Annotated in this window: 23 protein-coding genes and 1 pseudogene; 21 read left to right on the top strand and 3 right to left on the bottom strand. The window is 44.6% G+C overall.

The window, feature by feature from the left end:
• Positions 1 to 63 precede the first annotated feature (63 nt).
• From M72_RS16190 to M72_RS01485, 6 genes and pseudogenes are all read left to right on the top strand, one after another.
• A pseudogene (locus tag M72_RS16190) lies at positions 64 to 267 on the top strand (cytidylate kinase-like family protein); the annotation flags it as partial.
• Between the two features lie 274 nt (positions 268 to 541).
• A complete protein-coding gene (locus tag M72_RS01505; RefSeq protein WP_022046902.1) occupies positions 542 to 1,009 on the top strand; it encodes an Hsp20/alpha crystallin family protein in 468 nt (155 codons plus the stop codon).
• A gap of 462 nt (positions 1,010 to 1,471) precedes the next feature.
• Positions 1,472 to 1,687, top strand: coding sequence for a helix-turn-helix domain-containing protein (locus M72_RS01500; protein ID WP_022046901.1), 216 nt, complete (start codon positions 1,472 to 1,474; stop codon positions 1,685 to 1,687).
• A 13-nt stretch (positions 1,688 to 1,700) separates the two neighbouring features.
• Positions 1,701 to 2,093, top strand: a complete 393-nt coding sequence (locus M72_RS17290; RefSeq protein ID WP_055066912.1) for an SIR2 family NAD-dependent protein deacylase — start codon at positions 1,701 to 1,703, stop codon at positions 2,091 to 2,093.
• A gap of 222 nt (positions 2,094 to 2,315) precedes the next feature.
• On the top strand, positions 2,316 to 2,603 hold the full coding sequence (locus tag M72_RS01490) for a helix-turn-helix domain-containing protein (RefSeq protein WP_055066911.1): 288 nt from the start codon (positions 2,316 to 2,318) through the stop codon (positions 2,601 to 2,603).
• Positions 2,581 to 3,714 carry a type II toxin-antitoxin system HipA family toxin gene (locus M72_RS01485; protein ID WP_055066910.1) on the top strand — a complete coding sequence of 378 codons (1,134 nt, stop codon included), beginning with the start codon at positions 2,581 to 2,583 and terminating at the stop codon, positions 3,712 to 3,714. The genes M72_RS01490 and M72_RS01485 overlap by 23 nt, the downstream gene beginning before the upstream one ends.
• Before the next feature lie 21 nt (positions 3,715 to 3,735).
• On the opposite strand, the gene M72_RS01480 is transcribed toward M72_RS01485, so the two are convergent.
• Entirely contained in the window at positions 3,736 to 4,371 is a 636-nt protein-coding gene (locus M72_RS01480) for a hypothetical protein (RefSeq protein WP_055263390.1), read from the bottom strand.
• A gap of 322 nt (positions 4,372 to 4,693) precedes the next feature.
• Here M72_RS01480 and clpB point away from each other — a divergent pair, with 322 nt between their 5' ends.
• From clpB to M72_RS01430, 12 genes are all read left to right on the top strand, one after another.
• Positions 4,694 to 7,285: an ATP-dependent chaperone ClpB gene (gene clpB, locus M72_RS01475; RefSeq protein ID WP_022045698.1), complete on the top strand. Its 2,592-nt coding sequence runs from the start codon at positions 4,694 to 4,696 to the stop codon at positions 7,283 to 7,285.
• Positions 7,286 to 7,559: 274 nt separating this feature from the next.
• Positions 7,560 to 8,888 (top strand): replication-associated recombination protein A, encoded by a 1,329-nt coding sequence (locus M72_RS01470; RefSeq protein ID WP_022045697.1) that lies wholly within the window; start codon positions 7,560 to 7,562, stop codon positions 8,886 to 8,888.
• Between the two features lie 18 nt (positions 8,889 to 8,906).
• Positions 8,907 to 10,193 (top strand): aspartate aminotransferase type Ic, encoded by a 1,287-nt coding sequence (locus M72_RS01465; protein ID WP_055066908.1) that lies wholly within the window; start codon positions 8,907 to 8,909, stop codon positions 10,191 to 10,193.
• A 221-nt stretch (positions 10,194 to 10,414) separates the two neighbouring features.
• Positions 10,415 to 10,600, top strand: coding sequence for a hypothetical protein (locus M72_RS01460; RefSeq protein ID WP_055067122.1), 186 nt, complete (start codon positions 10,415 to 10,417; stop codon positions 10,598 to 10,600).
• Positions 10,601 to 10,609: 9 nt separating this feature from the next.
• Positions 10,610 to 11,689 carry an ATPase, T2SS/T4P/T4SS family gene (locus M72_RS01455; RefSeq protein WP_022045694.1) on the top strand — a complete coding sequence of 360 codons (1,080 nt, stop codon included), beginning with the start codon at positions 10,610 to 10,612 and terminating at the stop codon, positions 11,687 to 11,689.
• Positions 11,686 to 13,071, top strand: coding sequence for a hypothetical protein (locus M72_RS01450; RefSeq protein WP_055066907.1), 1,386 nt, complete (start codon positions 11,686 to 11,688; stop codon positions 13,069 to 13,071). Before M72_RS01455 ends, M72_RS01450 begins: the two co-directional genes overlap by 4 nt.
• An 18-nt stretch (positions 13,072 to 13,089) precedes the next feature.
• On the top strand, positions 13,090 to 13,467 hold the full coding sequence (locus M72_RS01445) for a hypothetical protein (protein WP_055066906.1): 378 nt from the start codon (positions 13,090 to 13,092) through the stop codon (positions 13,465 to 13,467).
• A 125-nt stretch (positions 13,468 to 13,592) separates the two neighbouring features.
• Complete coding sequence (locus M72_RS17015) at positions 13,593 to 13,739, top strand: hypothetical protein (protein ID WP_176694755.1); 147 nt, start codon at positions 13,593 to 13,595, stop codon at positions 13,737 to 13,739.
• Positions 13,739 to 13,912 carry a hypothetical protein gene (locus tag M72_RS17010; RefSeq protein WP_176694754.1) on the top strand — a complete coding sequence of 58 codons (174 nt, stop codon included), beginning with the start codon at positions 13,739 to 13,741 and terminating at the stop codon, positions 13,910 to 13,912. Before M72_RS17015 ends, M72_RS17010 begins: the two co-directional genes overlap by 1 nt.
• Entirely contained in the window at positions 13,909 to 14,325 is a 417-nt protein-coding gene (locus M72_RS01440) for a hypothetical protein (protein WP_055066905.1), read from the top strand. Before M72_RS17010 ends, M72_RS01440 begins: the two co-directional genes overlap by 4 nt.
• Complete coding sequence (locus tag M72_RS01435; protein ID WP_055066904.1) at positions 14,322 to 14,873, top strand: hypothetical protein; 552 nt, start codon at positions 14,322 to 14,324, stop codon at positions 14,871 to 14,873. Before M72_RS01440 ends, M72_RS01435 begins: the two co-directional genes overlap by 4 nt.
• The gene (locus M72_RS01430) at positions 14,873 to 16,306 is read left to right on the top strand and encodes an InlB B-repeat-containing protein (RefSeq protein ID WP_055066903.1); all 1,434 of its coding nucleotides are present in this window, start codon (positions 14,873 to 14,875) and stop codon (positions 16,304 to 16,306) included. Before M72_RS01435 ends, M72_RS01430 begins: the two co-directional genes overlap by 1 nt.
• A gap of 39 nt (positions 16,307 to 16,345) precedes the next feature.
• On the opposite strand, the gene M72_RS01425 is transcribed toward M72_RS01430, so the two are convergent.
• Both M72_RS01425 and guaB read right to left on the bottom strand, forming a co-directional pair.
• Entirely contained in the window at positions 16,346 to 17,638 is a 1,293-nt protein-coding gene (locus tag M72_RS01425; protein WP_055066902.1) for an HlyC/CorC family transporter, read from the bottom strand.
• A gap of 32 nt (positions 17,639 to 17,670) precedes the next feature.
• Entirely contained in the window at positions 17,671 to 19,131 is a 1,461-nt protein-coding gene (guaB, locus tag M72_RS01420; RefSeq protein ID WP_022045684.1) for an IMP dehydrogenase, read from the bottom strand.
• 258 nt (positions 19,132 to 19,389) lie between these two features.
• Between guaB and hisA the strand changes: the two genes are divergently transcribed.
• Genes hisA through M72_RS01405 form a run of 3 tightly spaced genes read left to right on the top strand, consistent with a single transcriptional unit; the run spans position 19,390 to position 22,099 of the window.
• A complete protein-coding gene (gene hisA, locus M72_RS01415; RefSeq protein WP_055066901.1) occupies positions 19,390 to 20,205 on the top strand; it encodes a phosphoribosylformimino-5-aminoimidazole carboxamide ribotide isomerase in 816 nt (271 codons plus the stop codon).
• Complete coding sequence (gene glnA / locus M72_RS01410) at positions 20,202 to 21,533, top strand: type I glutamate--ammonia ligase (protein ID WP_055066900.1); 1,332 nt, start codon at positions 20,202 to 20,204, stop codon at positions 21,531 to 21,533. Before hisA ends, glnA begins: the two co-directional genes overlap by 4 nt.
• Before the next feature lie 14 nt (positions 21,534 to 21,547).
• Entirely contained in the window at positions 21,548 to 22,099 is a 552-nt protein-coding gene (locus M72_RS01405) for an ANTAR domain-containing response regulator (protein ID WP_055066899.1), read from the top strand.
• Positions 22,100 to 22,156: the final 57 nt, after the last annotated feature.

The following is a 22,156-nucleotide window of genomic DNA, read 5'->3' as shown; positions in this document are numbered from 1 at the left end:
AAGGGAGCGGGAGAGACACTGCAGGTAATTGCTTGAGACCAAGGGAATGCTTCTGGATGATGCATACAGCGTATCAGCCGGTTATATAATGTCAGTGACCAGGAAGCAGCAAAGCTGATAGAGGATACAGATAAAAGGCGTATGACAAATTATAACTTTTATACCGGGCAGAAGTGGGGAAAGGCCAGCAATTACACGTTGTGTCTGAACAGTTCACAGCTTGGATATGGCAGATGTGAAGCGGTTATTATGGAGTGCGCGAAATAAAAAATCCGGTTATAGTAAAATCCCATCTTTGGCAGTTGGAAAGAAAAGATGGCTGCATACCAAGCAAAATCAAGGTGTGCAAAAAAAAACTCAAAAAATTAGCACTCACCTATTGACAGTGCTAATAAACAGTGCTATAACATAGGCAAGAACAAAGGAAGGGAACCAAAAGAGAACGAAAGGTTCCTGAAACATCCCGGTTCCAAAGAAACAAGGTAAACAAGCATGAGAGGTCCACAGACCGTGGACGCAGAAAGAAAAGGAGAGATGACTTATGTTAATGCCTAGTATTTTTGGAGAGAATTTATTTGATGACTGGTTTGATGAGTTTCCATTTTATGATATGGATAAAGAAATGAATAATACCGAAAAGAAGCTATACGGTAAGAAAGCCGGAAGGATTATGAAGACCGATATCAAAGAGCAGAAGGATGGATATGAGCTGATGATTGATCTTCCGGGATTTACCAAGGATGAGATTAAGGCTTCTGTTTCCGATGGCTACCTGACCATCAGTGCTGCAAAGGGACTGGATAAGGACGAGAAAGAAAAAGACAGCGGTCACTACATCCGCAGGGAACGTTATGCCGGTGCCTGCCAGAGAAGCTTTTATGTCGGTGAAGATATTGAGCAGGAGGATGTCAAAGCAGAATTTAAGCATGGTATCTTAAAGCTGTTCGTGCCGAAGAAAGAGGCAAAGAAAGCGGTAGAAGAAAACAAATATATTGCGATTGAAGGATAATGAAATATCGAAGGAGCCACACAGCAGGAGTGCTGTGTGGCTCCTTTTTTGTGGCATGAGTATCGATGCTGGCATCGCTCTTGGGATTTTTCGTCATAAATTAACGATAAACATTAAAAATGTATTGATAAACATAAAAAGTGAAATTATGATATACAAGAAAGGAGAATAAAAAATGTTTGAAAGAAAGAACGAAAATAAAGTAAAAAAACAATTTGAAAATGTAGGGGGATAGCCTTATGTTTTGTAATCGGATATCCGGTTATTAAATGCCTGAAATATTTAAGTTTAGCAGCATGCCAGATTATAAAAGGGGTAGAATGGAAAGGAACGGATCATTTTATTGGAGCAGCTGTTATAGTAGGAATCTGTATTTATTTCATTGGTGTTTCTTTTCAACATGGGTACGAATTGCAGAAAGAGGCTGATGAAATATTATAGATAAAGTAAAGGAAATATAAGATGCCAATTGTATTACGGTTAGATCGGGTGATGGCCGATAGAAAAATTTCCCTGCAAGAACTTGCAGAAGAAGTGGGAATATCGAATGTAAATTTGTCGAATATAAAAACTGGAAAGGTTAGGGCGATTCGGTTTTCTACATTGGAAGCGATTTGTAGAGTATTACAGTGTCAGCCGGGTGACATTTTGGAATATGAAGAAACGAAGGAAGTGTAAAGGAGGTGATGAAATGGAATGGATAAGAGAACCGATGGAAGTAAATATGCCGAAAAGTGTATCGTGGTGCCCATGTATGGGAGCAAAGTGTAGGGGCAATAATCCACCATTTTGCAGTATAAAAACATCAAACTGCAAAAGTGTACAAACAGAGCGTCTGAAACAGGCACTGCAGAAAGCGGAGGCCGTGATCATTGGCGCGGGTGCGGGATTATCCACTTCTGCAGGATTTACCTATTCCGGGGAACGTTTTGAAAAGTGGTTTGGCGATTTCCGACAGGTGCATGGATTTTCGGATATGTATTCCGGGGGCTTTTTCCCTTATAAAACATTGGAAGAATATTGGGCGTACTGGAGCCGATATATCCATATGCAACCTGGCCGGATGCAGTTTATGCCTGCATAAATTAAGAAGGAAGCCTGTGCGCCGGAGGAAATCCGAAAGAAATCCATTTGCGTGGAAGCGGATATTGGAGCAGTTTTGGAAAAACTGTATGATAGGAAAAATAGTCAGGGAGACGTTGCGGTACCCGAAGAGATATGCTAAAATATTAGATAATATATTATATAAAAATAAGTAAAATCGCGTGAAATAGATAAAATATTATCTGACAAGATGGGGCATGATATGGAAGCACTGGTATGGGAAACAGCAGAAGAACTGGATAAAAAACTGGCAGAACGTATGCGCCGTATTCGCAGACGGCGGAAAGTTTCGCAACAGAAACTTTCGGATATGAGCGGAGTAAGTTACGGTTCTATTAAACGATTTGAGACAACAGGACAGATTTCGCTTTTGTCACTGACAAAACTTGCTATGGCGTTGGAACTTGCAGATGAACTGCGGAACCTTTTTACACAGGTACCATATCGAAATATTCAGGAGGTAATCAATGAGTCAAAGGGAAAGTCTTGAGGTTCGGATGGATGACCGGCTTGTGGGAACGCTTGCATTGACCGCGAATCATAAGGTGGCATTTTCTTATAGTGAAGAATGGCTGGAGCATGGATTTTCAGTCAGTCCATTTTCGCTTCCGCTAAAAAATGAAGTGTTTGTGCCCAAAAAAGATTATTTTGACGGATTGTTCGGAGTATTTGCAGATAGTTTACCGGATGCATGGGGACAGCTTTTATTGGAGCGTTTGCTGAAAGAACGTGGAAAAAAGGAAGCACAATATTCGGTATTGGATCGTCTTGCCATCGTGGGAAAATCTGGAATGGGAGCTTTGACCTATCATCCGCAGAAGGAGATTGGGATGGGACAACAGATGGATGATCTGGACGAACTATCTGTGCATTGCCAGAAAATATTAAGCACGCAATATTCGGAGAAATTAGATGAATTGTACCGGCTGGGAGGAACCAGTGGTGGTGCAAGACCTAAGATTATGACGGAAATAGATGGAGAAAACTGGATTATTAAATTTCCGGCACATGTGGACAAAAAAGATGTGGGAAAAATGGAATACGATTATTCTCTGTGTGCAAAAGCCTGTGGAATTGTAATGAGTGAAACACGGCTTTTTTCATCAGATATATGTCCGGGATATTTTGGAACAAAGAGATTTGATCGAAGAATAGAAAAGAATGAAATAAAAAGGGCACATATGTTAACTGCGGCTGCCTTATTGGAGTTAGATTTTAATCAACCAAGTCTGGACTATCATGAATTGATGAAGTTGACAAAAATTCTGACAAGGGATTGTACAGAGGATGTGGAAAATATGTATCGTCGTATGTGTTTTAATGTATTCGCACATAATCGTGATGATCATTCTAAAAACTTTACCTACATTTATAATGAAAAGGATGATATGTGGCGTTTAAGTCCTGCCTATGATCTCACATACAGTAATACGTATTATAGTGAGCACACAACCACTGTAGATGGAAATGGCAAAAATCCGGGGAAAAAGGAATTAGTAGCAGTTGGTGTGCAGGCGGGTATGAAAAAGACATACTGTGAACGTGTTGCAGAGGAAATCCGTCTGTGTGTAAATGAAAAGCTGGAACACTACTTGAAATAATAATGTTCCAGCTATATAAGCCTAGCCCTGACATTCTAGTGTTGGAGCCGCATCAATAATTTCCTGAAGCGGGGTCCATGACAGGAGATCATCCGTATCGTCATTCGTGTCCTCATCATCGGAAAAATGAGCATTCGGATTGTTCGTTTTTCTTTTTTTGGCATCTTCCGGAGTGTTTGGCAGACGCTGATAAGCCGGTGATTTATGAAAATTTTTGGAAACCTCATTGTAAGCAGCCAGCAGATATTCTTTGTCCGGATCTTTGTCCGAGACCCCGGCAATCGCGGATGTAATCATATCATTTGCTTCCTGCTTGCTTTTTGCATGGGAGAGCTGCTGTTTTAAAGCCTCCGCCATTCGTTGGACGCGCAGGGCGTGGGCATAAAGAATTGGATCGGTACGCCGCAGAAAATCCAGTTCTTTGGCAGAAAGTTTCTTCCCACTTTTTAATTTTCCCATAATGCGGGAGAGCATTTCCTGTTTTTTTTCTTCCTGCGTATCAGGGTCCTGTCTTTGCAGGGGAGAAGTCCAGGAAGAAAATGCGGCATTGGTTGTTTCTCTCACATAGAGCATGCGTCCCTGAGGAGAAGAAAGATCATAAGATGAGGAATCGGATGAGGGATTCTTCTGGGACATCAGTGATAAATAAATCTGCATGAAAAGTTCCTTTCTGTAATAGATCATCGTTTGTGTTGTCTATTATATCGGCAAAACATCCGTTACAATTAATAACGGATGTTTCTGGAGAAAGAGAATATTCCCCTTCTTTCGTCATATCGAAAAAACTTATGTCTAAAACAATTTTCAGACAATTCGACAATATATTCCAATGTTTATAAAAACTTTAGAATTTTTGTTAGCACTCCTACTTGACGAGTGCTAAAAACGGGTGTATAACAATATCGTAATCGAGAAAAATAGTAACTGGGATGCAAAAAACAGCACAGTTACATGATGATAGTTAAGAGGAGGGCTTGCTATGAACATACAGAAATTTACACAAAAGTCGGTAGAAGCGATCAATAACTGCGAAAAGCTTGCCTACGACTATGGAAATCAGGAGATTGAGCAGGAGCACCTGTTAGTTGCCCTGTTACAGCAGGAAGAGGGACTGATCCCGAAACTGATAGAGAAAATGGAAATTGACGTACAGCATTTCACCCAGAATGCGATCAGCAAACTGGATGCGCGCGTCAAAGTATCCGGCAGCAACAGCAATGTCTATGTCGGAAAAGATTTAAACAATGTGCTGATCCATGCAGAGGATGAGGCAAAGGCAATGGGAGATGAATATGTCTCTGTCGAGCATATTTTCCTTGCAATGCTCAAATATCCAAATCCAGCGATGAAAGCACTGATGAAAGAATATGGGCTGACAAGGGAACGGTTTCTGCAGGCACTGTCTACCGTCCGCGGCAATCAGCGTGTCACTTCCGATAATCCGGAAGCAACATATGATACACTGGAAAAGTACGGTTATGATATGGTGGAGCGTGCAAGACAGCAGAAACTTGATCCGGTGATCGGCCGTGACGAGGAGATCCGGAATGTGGTTCGGATTCTTTCCCGTAAGACCAAAAATAACCCGGTGCTGATCGGTGAACCCGGTGTAGGTAAGACTGCCGTTGTCGAGGGCCTGGCACAACGTATCGTAAAAGGCGATGTACCGGAAGGCTTAAAAGACAAGAAACTGTTTGCCCTGGATATGGGTGCCCTGGTTGCCGGTGCAAAGTATCGTGGTGAATTTGAGGAACGTTTGAAAGCGGTTCTTGACGATGTCAAAAATTCGGATGGACAGATCATTCTGTTTATCGATGAACTGCACACAATCGTCGGTGCCGGAAAAACCGATGGTGCCATGGATGCCGGACAGTTGTTAAAACCAATGCTTGCCAGAGGGGAGCTGCACTGTGTCGGTGCCACAACCTTAAACGAATACCGGGAGTATATCGAAAAAGATGCTGCCCTGGAGCGGCGTTTCCAGCCGGTTATGGTAGATGAGCCAACGGTGGAAGATACCATTTCCATCCTGCGTGGCTTAAAGGAGCGCTACGAAGTATTCCACGGCGTTAAGATTACGGACTCTGCACTTGTTACAGCAGCAGTTCTTTCCAACCGTTATATTACAGACCGGTTCCTGCCGGATAAAGCAATCGATCTGGTCGACGAGGCCTGTGCGATGATCAAGACGGAGCTGGATTCCATGCCGGCAGAACTTGATGAGATGAACCGGAAGATCATGCAGATGCAGATCGAGGAGACGGCATTAAAGAAAGAAACCGATCATCTGAGTCAGGAGCGTCTGGCAGATCTGCAGAAAGAACTTGCAGAATTGCGTGATGAGTTTAATACCAGAAAAGCGCAGTGGAGCACCGAAAAGGATGCAGTTGACAATGTCAGCAAGGTCAGAGAGCAGATTGAGAGCACAAAGAAGGAGATTGAGGCAGCACAGCGTGACGCAGATTATGAAAAAGCTGCGGAATTGCAGTACAGTAAACTGCCTGGATTACAGAAAGAACTGGAAATTGAGGAAGATAAACTCAAAGACCGTGATCTGTCTCTGGTACACGAAAATGTCACCGATGAAGAGATTGCAAAGATCATTTCCCGCTGGACGGGAATCCCGGTTGCGAAGTTAAGCGAAAGCGAGCGGAATAAGACACTGCACCTGGATGAGGAACTCCACAAACGTGTGGTAGGCCAGGACGATGGTGTTACCAAAGTGACCGAGGCGATTATCCGTTCCAAAGCCGGAATCAAAGATCCGACCAAACCAATTGGTTCGTTCCTGTTTTTGGGACCAACCGGTGTCGGCAAGACCGAGCTTGCAAAAGCACTTGCTGCCAGTCTGTTTGACGATGAATCCAACATGGTGCGTCTTGATATGAGTGAATACATGGAGAAATACTCCGTGTCTCGTCTGATCGGAGCGCCTCCAGGATATGTCGGATACGATGAAGGCGGCCAGCTGACAGAAGCCGTGCGGAGAAAACCGTATTCTGTTGTCCTGTTTGATGAGGTGGAAAAGGCACATCCGGATGTCTTTAACGTACTGTTACAGGTACTTGATGACGGGCGGATCACAGATTCACAGGGACGTACCGTAGATTTCAAGAACACGATCATTATTATGACCAGTAACCTTGGATCGCAGTATCTGCTGGATGGCATTGATGCAGACGGCAACATTTCGCCGGAGGCAGAAAAAGAAGTCATGGAAGATCTGCAGGGACATTTCCGACCGGAATTTTTGAACCGTCTGGATGAGATTATTATGTTTAAGCCACTGTCAAAAGAAAATATTGGTGGCATCATCCGTCTGCTGATGGATGATCTGAACAAACGTCTTTCTGATCGTGAGATCAAGGTGGCATTGTCACCGGAAGCGGAACACTTTGTGGTTGAACATGGTTACGATCCGGTTTATGGTGCAAGACCATTGAAGCGGTTCCTGCAAAAGCATGTAGAGACCCTCTCTGCAAAACTGATTCTCGAAGATCAGGTACGGCAGGGAGATACGATCCTCATTGACGTGAAGGATGGTGCACTTACAGCATCTGTACAAAAATAAAAGCAATATTTATGTAAAAAAATCTCAATAATAACTTGTCAAGCGTCAGGAAATCATGTATCCTTATAAGGATGAAATGAATTTCCTGACGCTTTTTCTTTCAAAATGAGATAAGCGGGAAATGAAAGAATAATAGAAATTACATAGAAATATCGCAAAGAACAAAGCGTAAAGAAGTTTGTGGAAAAATTCCTGCAAAGAATAAAAATGCAGGATACACACAAAAATTATTCAAAAAGATCTTGAATGATATTCATATGGGGATTGGATACGAATGGATTTATTTGAGTATATGAGACAACAGAATATGAAGGATGAGTCACCGCTTGCCTCACGGCTGCGTCCGACCACACTTGATGAGGTTGTCGGGCAGCAGCACATCGTCGGGAAAGACAAACTGCTGTACCGTGCGATCAAAGCGGATAAACTCAGCTCCATCATCTTTTACGGACCGCCCGGTACGGGAAAGACGACGCTGGCGAAAGTGATTGCCAATACCACAAGTGCAGAGTTCATGCAGATCAATGCGACTTCGGCGGGCAAGAAAGACATGGAGGAAGTGGTTGCCGCGGCAAAAAACAATCAGGGCATGTATGGAAAGAAAACGATCCTGTTTATCGATGAGATTCATCGTTTCAACAAGGGACAGCAGGACTATTTGCTTCCGTTTGTCGAGGACGGCACGATCATTCTGATCGGAGCCACAACGGAAAATCCGTATTTCGAAGTGAATCCTGCGCTTTTGTCGCGCTCCGTCATTTTTGAGTTAAAGAAACTTTCCACGGAGGATATCCGTACATTGCTGCTTCGGGCGGTCAATGATACGGAAAAGGGCATGGGTTCTTACCATGCACAGATGGATGATGATGCGCTGGAGTTTTTAGCTGACATGGCAAACGGAGATGCGCGTGCAGCGCTGACCGCCATTGAACTTGGAATTCTGACCACGGACCGGAGTGAGGATGGGATCATTCACATTACACTGGATGTGGCCAGTGAGTGCATTCAGAAGCGGGTCATCAACTACGATAAGACGGGAGATAATCACTATGATACGATCTCTGCTTTTATCAAGAGCATGCGTGGATCAGATCCGGATGCCGCGGTGTATTATCTGGCACGGATGCTTTATGCGGGGGAAGATGTGAAATTTATTGCCAGAAGAATCATGATTCTGGCATCTGAGGATATCGGGAATGCGGATCCGCAGGCATTGCAGGTTGCAGTAGCTGCGGCACAGGCGGTGGAGCGGCTCGGAATGCCGGAAGCACGGATTGTACTGGCACAGGCAGTTACTTATATGGCAAGTGCGCCAAAGAGTAATTCCGCGATCAATGCCATTGATAAGGCCATGCGTGTAGTGCAGGAGACAAAGACACCGCCGGTACCGGTGCATTTGCAGGATGCCCACTACAAATCGGCAGGAAAGCTTGGGCACGGAAAAGGTTACAAATATGCCCATGATTATAAAAACCACTACGTGAAGCAGCAGTATCTGCCGGACGGACTGACCGGTGAGGTTTTTTATGAGCCGTCGGAAAACGGATATGAGCAGCAGATTCGCGCCTATTATAAAAAAATCAAAGAAAATCCAGAGGAATAATAAGGAGGAAAACTTACCATGAAAACCTATCAGGAGATGAGCAAAGAGGAACTCACACAGGAGCTGACCGCACTCAAAGCCGAATATGAAAAAATAAAAGGCATGGGTCTTGCACTGGATATGTCCAGAGGAAAGCCGGGAGCAGACCAGCTTGATTTAAGCATGGGAATGCTTGATGTGCTTGATTCCAAGACTGCATTAAAGAGTGAAAACGGCACCGATCTGCGAAACTATGGTGTCCTTGATGGTATTCCGGAAGCTAAAAAACTGATAGCAGATGTGATCGGAACGAAACCGGAAAATGTGATTATATATGGTAACTCCAGCCTGAATATCATGTATGATCAGGTTGCCCGTGCAGAAATGTTTGGTATTTGTGGCAACACTCCATGGTGTAAGCTCGATAAGGTAAAATTCCTCTGCCCGGTTCCGGGATATGACAGACATTTTGCCATCACAGAGACATTTGGTATCGAGATGATCAACATCCCAATGACAGAGAATGGACCGGATATGGATCTGGTAGAAAAATATGTGAATAACGATGAGACGGTAAAAGGAATCTGGTGTGTGCCGAAATATTCCAATCCACAGGGTGTGGTCTATTCGGATGAGACGGTCCGCAGATTTGCAGCCTTAAAGCCGGCAGCCGCAGATTTCCGTATTTTCTGGGATAATGCCTATGTGGTACATCATCTCTACAAAGAGGACCAGGCACAGATTCTGGATATTTTAGAGGAGTGCAAAAAGGCAGGAAATCCGGATATGGTATTTGAATTCTGTTCTACCAGCAAAGTCAGCTTCCCGGGCTCCGGTATTGCAGCAATCGCTTCCTCAGAGACAAACATTGCAGATATCAAGAAGCGTCTGACGATTCAGACCATTGGCCATGATAAGATTAACCAGCTGCGTCATGTGAAGTTTTTTAAGAATGTTGATGGCATCAAGGCACATATGGAAAAACAGGCAGATCTGATTCGTCCGAAATTTGAGCTTGTTGAGAAGATCTTTTCCGATGAACTGGCATCCCGCGGAATCGGTACATGGATGCATCCGCTTGGAGGATATTTTATTTCCTTCGAGGCACCGGAAGGATGCGCAAAGGAGATTGTTTCAAAGTGTAAAGAGGCAGGGGTGGTACTGACTGGTGCGGGTTCCCCGTTCCCTTACAAAAAAGATCCGAAGGATTCTGTCATCCGTATTGCACCGACGTATCCGTCGCTTGCCGAACTTGAGCAGGCAGCAAATGTATTTGTTGTTGTGGTACGCATGGTTGCAGCAGAAAAATTTCTGGCAGAAAAATAGAGTGAATGACTAAGGTAAAAGCAAAAAGAAGGGCTTCCCGGTGCGGAAGTCCTTTTTTAGTACCAAAGAACTATTTACAAAAACCCAAAAAACGGTATAGTAAAAATATCTTTTTTCAGTACGGCAATGCATGTGATGCAATCGCCGCATTTTTTGTGCCCACAGATATTCTTCTGTGGTTTCCCATAAGAACGTCCTTCATACAGGAGGAAAATGAAAATATGAAAGAAATATTTCAGGAATATGGCGGTATTTTAATTACCGTGGTAGCGATTCTTGCAGTGATCCTTGTCATTACAGCAGTTGTGGGAACGGACACAAGCGGACCCATCGGGAGTGCGTTTCAGACACTGGTGAAAAATTTTATTGACCAGGCGAACAAAAATACCGGTCTGCCGACACCCTAAGGAGGCTGTATGGAACTTGGAAAAGAGTATTTCGGTCCATTGTGGAAATATATTGCGAACGAAGAGATCACAGATGTCGATTACAATGGGCGGGAGATCTGGCTGACCAATATCTATAACGAACGTTACCGGGTGAATCAGGCGTATGTGGATGAGAATATGACTTTAGCATTTGTAGAACAGTTTACCCAGCGGATTGCAAATGTGGTCAGTCAGCAGTTTAACAAGCAGAATCCGGAGCTGGAGGCAGAAACCAGTGAGCTGCGGGTGACAGTTCTGCATGAGTCGATCGCACGTTCCGGGCGCAGTATCAGCATCCGGAAAACACCGCCGGTCATTCGGCTGACAGCAGAAAAGGCACTGCAGGAACAGTATTGCAGCAGGGATATTCTTGCAGTATTGGTTAATTGCGTGCTGACGAAAATGAATCTGATTTTTTGCGGGATGCCGGGAATTGGAAAGACGGAGTGTGTAAAATTTTTTTCCCAATATGTTCCGGGAAATGAGCGTGTCATCACAATCGAAGATACCATGGAGATCCGGTATTCCGCAACGAATCCGGGGAAAGACTGTATTGAGATGCGGGTCAATGACCGGTTTGATTATGCGGATGCGATCAAGGCAAGCCTGCGGTTAAATCCCAAATGGATCATGCTCTCGGAGGCACGTTCCAAAGAGGTGAAATACCTTTTGGAAGGGTGGTCAACGGGAGTACGGGGAATGACCACCCTGCATACGGACGATGTCCGGAATATCCCGGACCGGATTTTAAATATGCTTGAAACGCGTGTGGATGCGGACCGTCTGGAAAACGATATCTATCAGGCAATGGATGTCGGGGTTTTGATCCGAAAGAAAAAGAACGGGGCCGGTCAGGTGTACCGTTATATTGACCAGGTATGTTTTTTTGACAGAGAAGGCCAAAAAAACAAAATTATTATGGCAGTGACCGATGGAAAACTGGTGCTGAAAGAATTTCCGGAATCGCTGTTGCGGCGGTTTAAAAGAGAGGGAGTTGACAACCCGCTGCTTTGCAGCCTTTTGGACCAGCAGCTTGGAAAGGATGCAGACAGGGAGGTGGAAACATGATTTATCTGGTTGTACTGTCGGCTCTGTATGCGCTGCATCTGCTCTTAAAACTTCACTGGATTACGACGGTTGTCATTGGCGGTTTTCTGCTGCTTCGGATTTCCGGACACCGGAAATGGTACAAAAAAAAGATCGTATACGAGAGAAAATTTGAGGAGGTATCCGAGTACCTGGATATGCTGTTGTATGCTTTCGTCAAAGAAGAAAAAGTGGAGAGAGCACTGGTGAATGTAGATGCGGCGATGGTGGATGGTCCGATGCGCGGAGTTCTCCAAAAAGCCATTGATCATATGCATATGACATTTGATGAAACTGACGTAATGCGGGATTCCCTGCAGATGATCGAACGGGAATATGCCTGCAGCCGGATAAAAAATGTACATGATTTTATTGTACATGTAGAGATTTACGGAGGAGCAATAGAAAGACCGGTGGAATTGCTTCTGGCGGATAAAAAGAGATGGGAGCAGCGGATTTGTGGTTCTATGAAGGAACGCAGGAAAATGTTTGTGGATATTGTAATGTCAATTGCTGCGTCATTGTTGATATGCGGGATGATTTTATATCTGCCGGTTATGGAAATTGATATCAGTAAAAATTTGATTTCTCAGGTGCTTACGATTGTAGTTGTGATCCTTGATGATCTGATTTTTACAAGAGCGCAGAAATATCTCGCCATCGACTGGCTGGCCCTGGATGGACATACCGATGAGGCAGATGCAAAGAAAATAGAAGAATATTACCGGTATGATGAGCGGAAAGAGAAACGTTTGTCGGTGGTTCTGGCTGTTGTGACGGCGGCAGGTGCAGCAGCTGCATATTATTTTGGGTATCAGCTGATGACAGCGGCGGCACTGCTTCTGGTTGCTCTGATGGCAAATCAGCACCGGGTAGGACGGGCGGTTGCCAGAAAAACGCTGGTACGCAGTATCAAGTGTGCATTTCCGGGATGGCTGATGGATATTGTACTGCTTTTGCAGAGTGAAAATGTTCAGGTTGCTTTGCAGAAATCACAGGAGCATGTTCCGCCGGTGTTGCGACGGGATCTGGATATACTGGTTGGCCAGCTGGAAATGGAACCGGAGTCCGTGCTTCCCTACCATCGGTTTTTGAAAAGCTTTCAGATACCGGAAGTACATTCTGCCATGAGTATGCTCTTTTCCGTTTCCATGGGAAACAGTGGCAGGGCAGACCGGCAGATCGGGGAACTGATTGACCGGAATCTGGAGATGCTGGATGTCGCAGAAAAGGGACGGCTTAAAAATCTGAGCAGTGGAATGTATCTGTTGTTTCTTGCACCGGTATTGACAGCGTCATTAAAACTTCTTGTGGATATGGCAGTGTTTATGATGACATTTCTGTCAGGGGCAGGACTTGGATAAAAGGGAGGAGGATACAAAATGAGCCAGATCATAAAGGCATTCATGGGAGTATTCCTGACTCTTTTTATGGCGGTGACAGCAATGGGAATTCTGGCAGCCTATATGGAAGTAATGAATGCACAGGATATGCAGGCACGAATTGTTGATGAGATCGAAAACAGTGATTTTAATACCGGTGTGGTACGACAGTGTTTTTTGCAGAGTGAGGAAGCCGGATATCAGCTGAAAGTAACATTTTTTAATGAAAATTCCACGGTGGCAACCGTTTCGCAGGTCAGTCAGATACCTTATGGAATGGATGGGGTTGATATGGCAAAAGTCGAAATGCAGTTTCCGTTTCAGGTTGCCTTCCTGGGAATTAACAGACAGCATACATTTGTAAGCTATGCAAAGTAAAGGAGAAAAATAAGATGGAACAGATCATAGAAGAATATGGAATTGGCGGAATTTTATTTGTGATTGGTACAGGGGTTGTGGCAGGACTCGGAAAAGTTCTGCAATTGATTGCGGGGGTATAGGATATGGCAGCAGTGGTAAAAGAATACGGCGGTGCGGTACTGGCTGCGGTGGGAGGAGTTGTTTTTCTGGGCACGCTGGGACAGTTTTTGCTGTCCAGACAGGGATTGATTATGCAGATGATCGAGGTTTGGGGAAACGGAGGCTGTTGATGAAAGAACTGATCAGACAATACGCAGGCACGGCAATCGCGGTTGTGACGGCACTGGTATTGATTGCGCTGGTGTCGGAAATCAGCGTGGTTGTGGAAAAGGGAATTCCAAAGAGCCGCGCACTGTGTGAAACAGACACGGGAGCGTTTGAAGGGTACTGGAGGAGTCGATGAAAAACATAATATTAGGAATACTAGGCTGTATGATCGCAGTTTATACGATCGTTTCCTGTCTGAGTATCTACAGTATTTCCACAAGAAAAAATGAAATGGAAAACTGTATTTCGCAGGTACTTAAATATCATCTGAACCGGTATTATGCGACTGGAGTGTCGGACACGGAGGTTGAAGCATTTGTCCGGCAGGAAATCCGGCAGCAGTTACATACGGCATCAAGGGTTTCCATTGATGTAAAAAGCTGTGATATGGTTTCGGGTGTTATTTCAGTACGGGTAACAGAGGATTTTGTACTTCCGGGAGGATTTCATAAGTCCATAGCATGCGATAAAACGATACTGGTAGAGACGGAAGTAATCGAAGAGGAAACAGAGACGGAAGAAATATGGCCGCAAGAGGAGGAGGTATGAGCAGAAAAGGGAGACTGACAACCAAAGGAAAACATGCGTTGATCCTTGCACTGACAATTGCAGCATGTGTGACCGCAATGCTGTTTTCCCTGTTATTATCTGTGCTGTGTGACGGAAAATATGTATCTTCTGCAGCGCATGCAGGAGATATTTCACATCCGGCCCTCATAACAGGAAAACAGAGACAGGATACGGATCTGTTGACACCGCAATGGCTGTATTACCAGAGCGATGGAAGCGTTACTGACCGTAATATCAAAAAGGAAATGGATGTTCTGATGCGTAAGTGGACCAAGGGAAAGCTCGGGGGAAAGGAATTGGACAGGCTGATAAAAGATTTTTTACAAAAGAAGGACTGTCCGGTCAGGAAAATTACTATGCAGGAGAAAGCGGTGTGTGTATTTCCGTCGGAAAAGGAACTTCCGGATTATACAAAAACACTTGCAAAAAGAGAGAAGATATATCAGTTTATCGGGGTATATACCGGGGGACAGCAGGATGAAAACGGAAGATTATTATGTGAATATTGGGAGGTGGCAATCGGTTAATGGAAAAAAAGATAAAAATTGTGGTGTTCGGGATGGTCGTGGCATTGCTGGTGACATTTCTTCCGTTCAGACAGACGGAAATTTATGCTGGAATATCAGAAAATGCATACAGTTATTATCAGGAGTATGGAAATAATGTATGCTTTTTCCCGTTCTCGGAAACCGATGGGATGATCTATTATGCAACCAAAGCAAATCTGGCAAGTTCGGATATCCGCTACCGGACAATCGGATGGAAGTTGTCGGTAAAGGATTCTTCCGGGAAAAAACTGCAGACGATGTATTTTAAACTAGGCGGAAACTATATGTATGCGGTGCATCGTGTCAGAAAAGGTGGTGCAGAATATAATCTGTATGCGCTGACACTGGGAGACCTGAAGGACCGGTTGAATGCAAAGGCAAGTCAGGCATTAAATAAAGGCAAAGCGTCTATGGTGATGGATGCCTGTATGATTGTGGTAAGGAAAGGAAAAGCGCAGGGAACCATGAATGATCAGGGGCCGGTTTCTGGAAAAGTATATACGACTTATCAGGGAATTTCCGGTGCGGAAAGCTGGAGCAGAGAGTCATACACTTCCTTTCACAATTATTTCCACAAAGAAATTCAGGGATTGTTTTTCTGGGTGGATGCGATTGCAGGAGAAGGGATTGCATCGGTTTCCGGTGGTGGAGAGTATTGTTATGGATACACGGCATGTTTAAAGGCAAAAGCAAAGAAAGGATATGATTTTGCAGAATGGAGAGGAGATTGTTACGGGGATAGAGAGAAACAGGAATTTTATGTGACAAATGATGTGCGGTGTGTGGCCTATGGACAGAAAAAGAAACTGCAGATTTTCTTTCACCGGAACAGTTCAAAAGATGATACGGAAATGGATGTGCAGACAATGACGTATGGTTATGGAAAAGTGCCTTTGGAAAATATCGGGTGGAAAACGAAAGGAAAAAAACTGGTTGGATGGGCAATGAAGCCGGATGCAAAAAAAGCAGACTTAAAATGTGGGGCAGTGGTAAAGGACAGCTGGATAATCAGATACAGTCCGAAAATTGATCTTTATGGAGTGTGGAAGACGGAGAACACAGATGATCTGACAGACCCTGACCCGACAGACCCTGATCCGACAGGACCTGACCCGACAGACCCTGATCCGGCAGGACCTGATCCAACAGACCCTGATCCGGAAACTCCGGGGACTGACAGGGAAGATCCGAAACCGGATTCCGGAGATCCCGATCCGGTAAAACCGAAAGATCTGGATGAAGATTTTCCGAGGGGAAAGATTATTTCGTTTCATTGCCGGTTTATCAGCAAAAAATATTTTGAGGATGCCGGACAGAATCTGATTCCAAAAGAAAGGGGAGGTCTTGCCGGAGATTCGAAATGGATCACGGAGGATTCTCTTCGTGTGTGGCTTCGACAGCTGCTGGCATAAAAAATGAGGGCTGCCAAAGCAGCCCTCAGAATTTACGGATTATTCTTCAGACTTTTGTTCGGAACTTGTTTCCTCCAGCGGCTCCGGAAGCCGGATATAAATCCGTTCGATTCTGTTTTTTTCCATCCGGTCAATACGGAGAAGAATATTATTATCTGTTAAAATGATTTCGTTTTTTTCCGGCAGATGATCGAGAAGACCCAGACAATATCCTCCTATGGTGTCATAATCATCCGAAGTAAAGTGCAGGGAAAGCGCTTCACTGACATCGTTGAGATTGGCGGAACCAAGTACATAGAATTCGCGATCACTGATCCGGGTGATATCGTCTTCTTCATCGGCATCATATTCATCGCGGATTTCCCCTACAATTTCTTCCAACAGGTCTTCTAAAGTAATGAGTCCTGCGGTTACTCCGTATTCGTCCAGCACAATCGCAAGAGAAATGGAGGATTTACGCATTTCCAGAAACAGATCTGCAGTATTTTTGTGCTCATATGTAAAATATGGCTCCCGCAGAAGGTTTCGTACGGAAAATTCCGGGGTATCATTCTGTAACAGGAAGTCTTTCATGTTGATGATTCCGATTACATTGTCGGTCGAGTCTTCATAAACAGGAAGGCGTGTAAACATATCCTGACGGAAGATATCAAGTACTTCCTGATAGGTGGCATCTGCCTGAACAAAGGTCATATCGATTCGCGGAACCATGATCTCCTTGGCTTCTGCATCACCGAAATCAAAGAGGTTATGAATCATATCCCGTTCTTCATGTTCGATGACACCATTTTCCTGACTTACGTCCACGATAGTGCGGAGTTCTTCTTCTGTCATCTTTTTCTGTGCATCTTTAATATTGACATGCAGCAGAAACATCAGTCCGAGAGAGAGCTTGTTGATGATAAAAATAACAGGAGTAAGTATTTTCATCAGAAATCCAATCGGAGCGGCCGCTGTCAAAGACATAGAATCTGCTTTGATGGTTGCCATGGTTTTTGGTGTTACTTCACCAAAGATCAGTATTAAAAACGTAAGAATACCTGTGGCAATTCCCGCACCCGTGTTTCCAAAAAGATGGATGGCAAGGGAGGTTGAAATGGAAGATGCCGAAAGGTTCACAATGTTGTTTCCGATCAGAATGGCAGATAACATTTTTCCCGGATTTCCGGTTACACGCAATACCCGTGCAGCGCGTTTATCGCCATTGTCTGCAAGGGTACGCATACGAATCTGGTTTACGGTTGTAAGAGCTGTCTCTGACGACGAAAAAAACGCCGACAGACACAGCAGGATAATCACTGTAATTAATTGACCTGTCTCACTGGGGCCCAATAAAATTCACCTCAAATTATATTTATTATGATTTATTTATTGTCATCGGTACTGTAGTTTGGAGCTTCTTTTGTAATATGAATATCGTGTGGATGGCTCTCACGCAGGGAAGCAGCGGAAATCTTGACAAATTTACCTCTTTCCTTGAGATCCTCAATGGTAGGACATCCGCAGTAACCCATACCGGAACGGATACCACCGATCAGCTGGAAGACGGTATCTTCAAGTGTTCCCTTGTAAGCAACACGGCCTTCTACGCCTTCCGGAACAAGTTTCTTTGCACCTTCCTGGAAGTAACGGTCTTTGCTTCCGTTTTCCATGGCAGCGATGGAACCCATACCACGGTATACTTTGTATTTTCTTCCCTGGAAGAGCTCAAATGTACCAGGTGCTTCGTCACATCCTGCAAACATGGAACCCATCATACATACGTTTGCACCGGCTGCGATAGCCTTTGTCATATCGCCGGAGTATTTGATACCACCATCGGCGATGACAGGGATGCCACTTTGCTTTGCAACTTCATAGCAGTCCATGATTGCGGAGATCTGTGGAACACCGATACCGGCAACGATACGTGTGGTACAGATAGAACCAGGTCCGATACCAACTTTAACTGCATCAGCTCCGGCATCAATCAGTGCCTGTGCAGCAGCACCGGTTGCAATGTTTCCGGCGATAACCTGCAGATCCGGGTATTTTGCCTTGATCTTCTTTACGGCTTCCAGAATGTTTTTGGAATGACCGTGTGCGGAATCGACAACGATGACATCGACATGGGCAGCAACCAGGGCATCGACACGCTCCATCATGTTTCCGGTGATACCGACACCGGCACCGCAGAGAAGACGTCCCTGATCATCCTTTGCAGAAAGCGGATACTTGATCTGTTTTTCAATATCTTTGATGGTGATCAGACCTTTTAAGTTGAAATCCTTGTCAACAATCGGAAGTTTTTCTTTTCTGGCTTTTGCAAGAATCTTTTTGGCTTCTTCTAAGGTAATTCCTTCCGGAGCGGTGATCAGACCTTCGGAGGTCATTGATTCACTGATTTTCTTTGTGAAATCGGTTTCGAACTTTAAGTCACGGTTCGTGATGATGCCGACCAGACGACCGTTCTCTGTGATCGGAACACCGGAGATACGGAACTTTGCCATCAGGTTGTCAGCATCCTGTAATGTATTGTCTGGAGATAAGAAAAATGGGTCTGTGATAACACCGTTTTCTGAACGCTTTACCTTATCGACCTCATCTGCCTGTGCTTCAATGGACATGTTTTTATGAATGATTCCGATACCACCCTGTCTTGCCATTGCAATCGCCATTTTTGACTCCGTAACGGTATCCATGGCTGCACTCATCATAGGAATGTTCAGTACGATCTTCTTTGTCAGATGTGTCTTCAGATCGATCAGGTTTGGGGTAACCTCAGAATACTGAGGAACCAGAAGAACGTCATCAAATGTAATTCCTTCGCCGATAATAGTTCCCATTTTCTAAAATCCTCGCTTTCTTCTATTATATGTAGTTTGTATGTAATTTTGTGTAACGTCTGTTATCGTCCAAAACACCTATTATGTACAATAACAATTTTAATGATGATAGCAAAATAATGGATTGCTGTCAAGTAAAAATTATGTTATGATAGCGGAGAAACAGCATAAAAAGTGAAGATGTATTATTTTAATAAGGGCAAGGGAGTCCGGACAGGGTCTTTCTATGCCCATTTTTTGAAAAGAGGACAAAATCGGATGGAATTCAGACCATGTATTGATATTCACAACGGAAAGGTAAAACAGATTGTCGGAAGCAGTCTGCGGGATGCCGGAGATCAGGCAAGTGAAAATTTTGTCTCCGGGCAGGATGCACCGTTTTATGCACGGATGTATCAGAGCCGGGGAATTCGCGGCGGACATATCATTTTACTGAATGCAAAAGACAGCCCTTATTATGAGGAAACCAAAAATCAGGCGCTGGCGGCTCTGCGTGCCTATCCGGGGGGATTGCAGGTCGGCGGAGGAATTACCGATGCCAATGCGTCCGAATTTCTGGAAGCTGGCGCATCTGCAGTGATTGTGACTTCGTTTGTTTTCCGGGACGGACGGATTGACTATGATTGTCTGAACCGGCTGGAACAGGCTGTGGGAAAGGAACATCTGGTACTTGATCTGTCGTGCAGATACCGGGCAGATGCAGAAGAACCGGGCTATTATATTGTAACCGACCGGTGGCAGAAATTTACCACAGAGCGTGTGACGAATGAACTTCTGGAAAAACTGAGTTCCCGGTGCAGCGAGTTTCTGGTGCATGCCGTGGATGTGGAAGGAAAATCCGGTGGAATTGAAAAACCCCTGGCACAGTTTCTGGGAGACTGGGGAAAAATTCCGATCACCTATGCCGGAGGCGTTCACAGTTTTAAAGATCTGGAAGAAATTTCACAGCTTGGAAGAAACCGGCTGAACGTCACCATTGGAAGTGCGCTGGATCTGTTTGGCGGTCCGATGTCTTATGAACAGGTATTAACATATATCAGCAAATGTAACGCAGAAAAGGAGAAAAATATATGAGCAGATATACCAAGGAAGATATTTTCAGAATTGTGGAAGAAGAGGATGTGGAATTCATCCGTCTGCAGTTTACGGATATTTTCGGAACATTAAAGAATGTAGCAATTACATCCAGTCAGCTGGAGAAAGCATTGAATAACAAGTGTATGTTTGACGGTTCTTCCATTGAGGGATTTGTACGGATTGAGGAGTCAGACATGTATCTGTATCCGGATCTGGACACATTTACCATTTTCCCATGGCGCCCGCAGCAGGGAAAAGTAGCACGTATTATCTGTGATATTTACTGTGCAGACAAAACACCGTTTACGGGGGACTCCCGTTATATCTTAAAGCGTCAGATTGAGGAAGCAAAAAACCTTGGATATACATTTAATGTGGGACCGGAGTGCGAGTTTTTCCTGTTCCATCAGGATGAGAATGGCCAGCCGACAACACTTTCCCACGAAAAAGCCGGATATTTTGATCTCGGTCCGGTAGACCTGGGAGAAAATGCCAGACGTGATATGGTGCTGACACTTGAAGATATGGGGTATGAGATCGAAGCTTCCCACCATGAGGTAGCACCCGCACAGCATGAGATTGACTTTAAGTATGATGAGGCACTGCAGACGGCAGATAATATCATGACATTCAAACTGGCGGTTAAGACAATTGCCAAGCGGCACGGTCTGTTTGCAAGCTTTATGCCGAAGCCGAAATACGGGATTAATGGTTCCGGAATGCATATCAATATGTCCCTGTCCAAAGACGGACATAATATTTTCCACGATCCGGATGGAAAAATGGGCCTGAGTAAAGAAGCCTATTATTTTATTGGCGGTATCATGAAGCACATGAAAGGTGTGACTCCTATCATGAATCCGCTGGTAAATTCCTATAAGCGGCTGGTACCTGGATATGAGGCACCATGTTATATTGCATGGTCTGCGACAAACCGCAGCCCGCTCATCCGTATTCCTGCTTCCCGGGGAGAGGAAACCCGTGTGGAACTGCGCAGCCCGGACCCGGCAGCCAATCCGTATCTGGCCCTTGCGGTATGTCTTGCAGCCGGAATTGACGGTATCAGAAATAAAATTGAGCCACCGGAAGAAGTGCCGGAAAATGTCTATGAACTGAAGGAGGAAGAAAAAGCAAGCAGAGGAATCGAGTCGCTTCCGGCCGATCTTCATGCGGCCATCTGTGAATTGCAGAAAGATGCTTTTATAAAAGAAGTGCTTGGAGAACATATCAGCAGCAAACTGATCGAGGCAAAAGAGGCAGAATGGATGCAGTACCGTACACAGGTAACCGGCTGGGAGATCGAAGAGTATCTGTATAAGATTTAACGGGAGATCGGATCGTGAGTAACATTGTAATTGCCTTTTCGAAACCGGAAGTGGCAGCGGGCATAAAAAAAATATTGACACAGAGCGGGTATTCCGTGCAGGCAGTCTGTACTACCGGTGCGCAGGCACTGGCAAGCGTAAACAATCTGGAGTGTGGAATACTGATCTGCGGATGCCGGTTTATGGATATGATGTATATGGAAATTCACGATTATCTGCCACCGGAGTTTCAGATGCTTCTGATCGCTTCTCCGTCTTCCATTCAGGAGAGAGAGGTAAGCAATCTGGTCTGTCTTTCCATGCCGATGAAAGTGCATGAACTGTTGCAGACAATTGAAATGATGGAGGGAGATATCCAGAGGCGCAGAAGGAGAATGCGGCAGCAGCCGAAACACCGTTCGCAGGAGGATCAGCAGATCATTCGCAAGGCAAAGGAACTCCTTATGGCACGAAACTCTTTTACGGAAGAGGAAGCACATAAATATATTCAGAAAAGAAGTATGGACAACGGAACCGGTCTGGTCGAGGTGGCGCAGATGATCTTAAGTCTTCTGCAGGAAGGGTAGGGATCTTATCTGGCTTTTTTGGCTGGTCTTTACATTAAAAGAAGAAAATGTTAAAGT

The sequence above is a fragment of the Roseburia faecis genome (genome assembly GCF_001406815.1).
Lineage (GTDB): Bacteria > Bacillota > Clostridia > Lachnospirales > Lachnospiraceae > Roseburia > Roseburia faecis.
Note: the sequence above shows the minus strand (reverse complement) of the source record. Positions and strands in the feature narration are given on the sequence as shown.

What these genes read in the sequence shown, in the direction of transcription:
- M72_RS01505 (WP_022046902.1), top strand. Translation starts at nt 542, where the DNA reads ATGTTAATGCCTAGTATTTTTGGAGAGAATTTATTTGATGACTGGTTT.
- M72_RS01440 (WP_055066905.1), top strand. Translation starts at nt 13,909, where the DNA reads ATGAAAAACATAATATTAGGAATACTAGGCTGTATGATCGCAGTTTAT.
- M72_RS01470 (WP_022045697.1), top strand. Translation starts at nt 7,560, where the DNA reads ATGGATTTATTTGAGTATATGAGACAACAGAATATGAAGGATGAGTCA.
- M72_RS01485 (WP_055066910.1), top strand. Translation starts at nt 2,581, where the DNA reads ATGAGTCAAAGGGAAAGTCTTGAGGTTCGGATGGATGACCGGCTTGTG.
- hisA (WP_055066901.1), top strand. Translation starts at nt 19,390, where the DNA reads ATGGAATTCAGACCATGTATTGATATTCACAACGGAAAGGTAAAACAG.
- M72_RS01435 (WP_055066904.1), top strand. Translation starts at nt 14,322, where the DNA reads ATGAGCAGAAAAGGGAGACTGACAACCAAAGGAAAACATGCGTTGATC.
- M72_RS01465 (WP_055066908.1), top strand. Translation starts at nt 8,907, where the DNA reads ATGAAAACCTATCAGGAGATGAGCAAAGAGGAACTCACACAGGAGCTG.
- M72_RS17290 (WP_055066912.1), top strand. Translation starts at nt 1,701, where the DNA reads ATGGAATGGATAAGAGAACCGATGGAAGTAAATATGCCGAAAAGTGTA.
- M72_RS01460 (WP_055067122.1), top strand. Translation starts at nt 10,415, where the DNA reads ATGAAAGAAATATTTCAGGAATATGGCGGTATTTTAATTACCGTGGTA.
- M72_RS01480 (WP_055263390.1), bottom strand. Translation starts at nt 4,371, where the DNA reads ATGCAGATTTATTTATCACTGATGTCCCAGAAGAATCCCTCATCCGAT.
- M72_RS01500 (WP_022046901.1), top strand. Translation starts at nt 1,472, where the DNA reads ATGCCAATTGTATTACGGTTAGATCGGGTGATGGCCGATAGAAAAATT.
- clpB (WP_022045698.1), top strand. Translation starts at nt 4,694, where the DNA reads ATGAACATACAGAAATTTACACAAAAGTCGGTAGAAGCGATCAATAAC.
- M72_RS17015 (WP_176694755.1), top strand. Translation starts at nt 13,593, where the DNA reads ATGGCAGCAGTGGTAAAAGAATACGGCGGTGCGGTACTGGCTGCGGTG.
- M72_RS01430 (WP_055066903.1), top strand. Translation starts at nt 14,873, where the DNA reads ATGGAAAAAAAGATAAAAATTGTGGTGTTCGGGATGGTCGTGGCATTG.
- M72_RS01455 (WP_022045694.1), top strand. Translation starts at nt 10,610, where the DNA reads ATGGAACTTGGAAAAGAGTATTTCGGTCCATTGTGGAAATATATTGCG.
- M72_RS17010 (WP_176694754.1), top strand. Translation starts at nt 13,739, where the DNA reads ATGAAAGAACTGATCAGACAATACGCAGGCACGGCAATCGCGGTTGTG.
- M72_RS01445 (WP_055066906.1), top strand. Translation starts at nt 13,090, where the DNA reads ATGAGCCAGATCATAAAGGCATTCATGGGAGTATTCCTGACTCTTTTT.
- M72_RS01450 (WP_055066907.1), top strand. Translation starts at nt 11,686, where the DNA reads ATGATTTATCTGGTTGTACTGTCGGCTCTGTATGCGCTGCATCTGCTC.
- M72_RS01490 (WP_055066911.1), top strand. Translation starts at nt 2,316, where the DNA reads ATGGAAGCACTGGTATGGGAAACAGCAGAAGAACTGGATAAAAAACTG.
- guaB (WP_022045684.1), bottom strand. Translation starts at nt 19,131, where the DNA reads ATGGGAACTATTATCGGCGAAGGAATTACATTTGATGACGTTCTTCTG.
- glnA (WP_055066900.1), top strand. Translation starts at nt 20,202, where the DNA reads ATGAGCAGATATACCAAGGAAGATATTTTCAGAATTGTGGAAGAAGAG.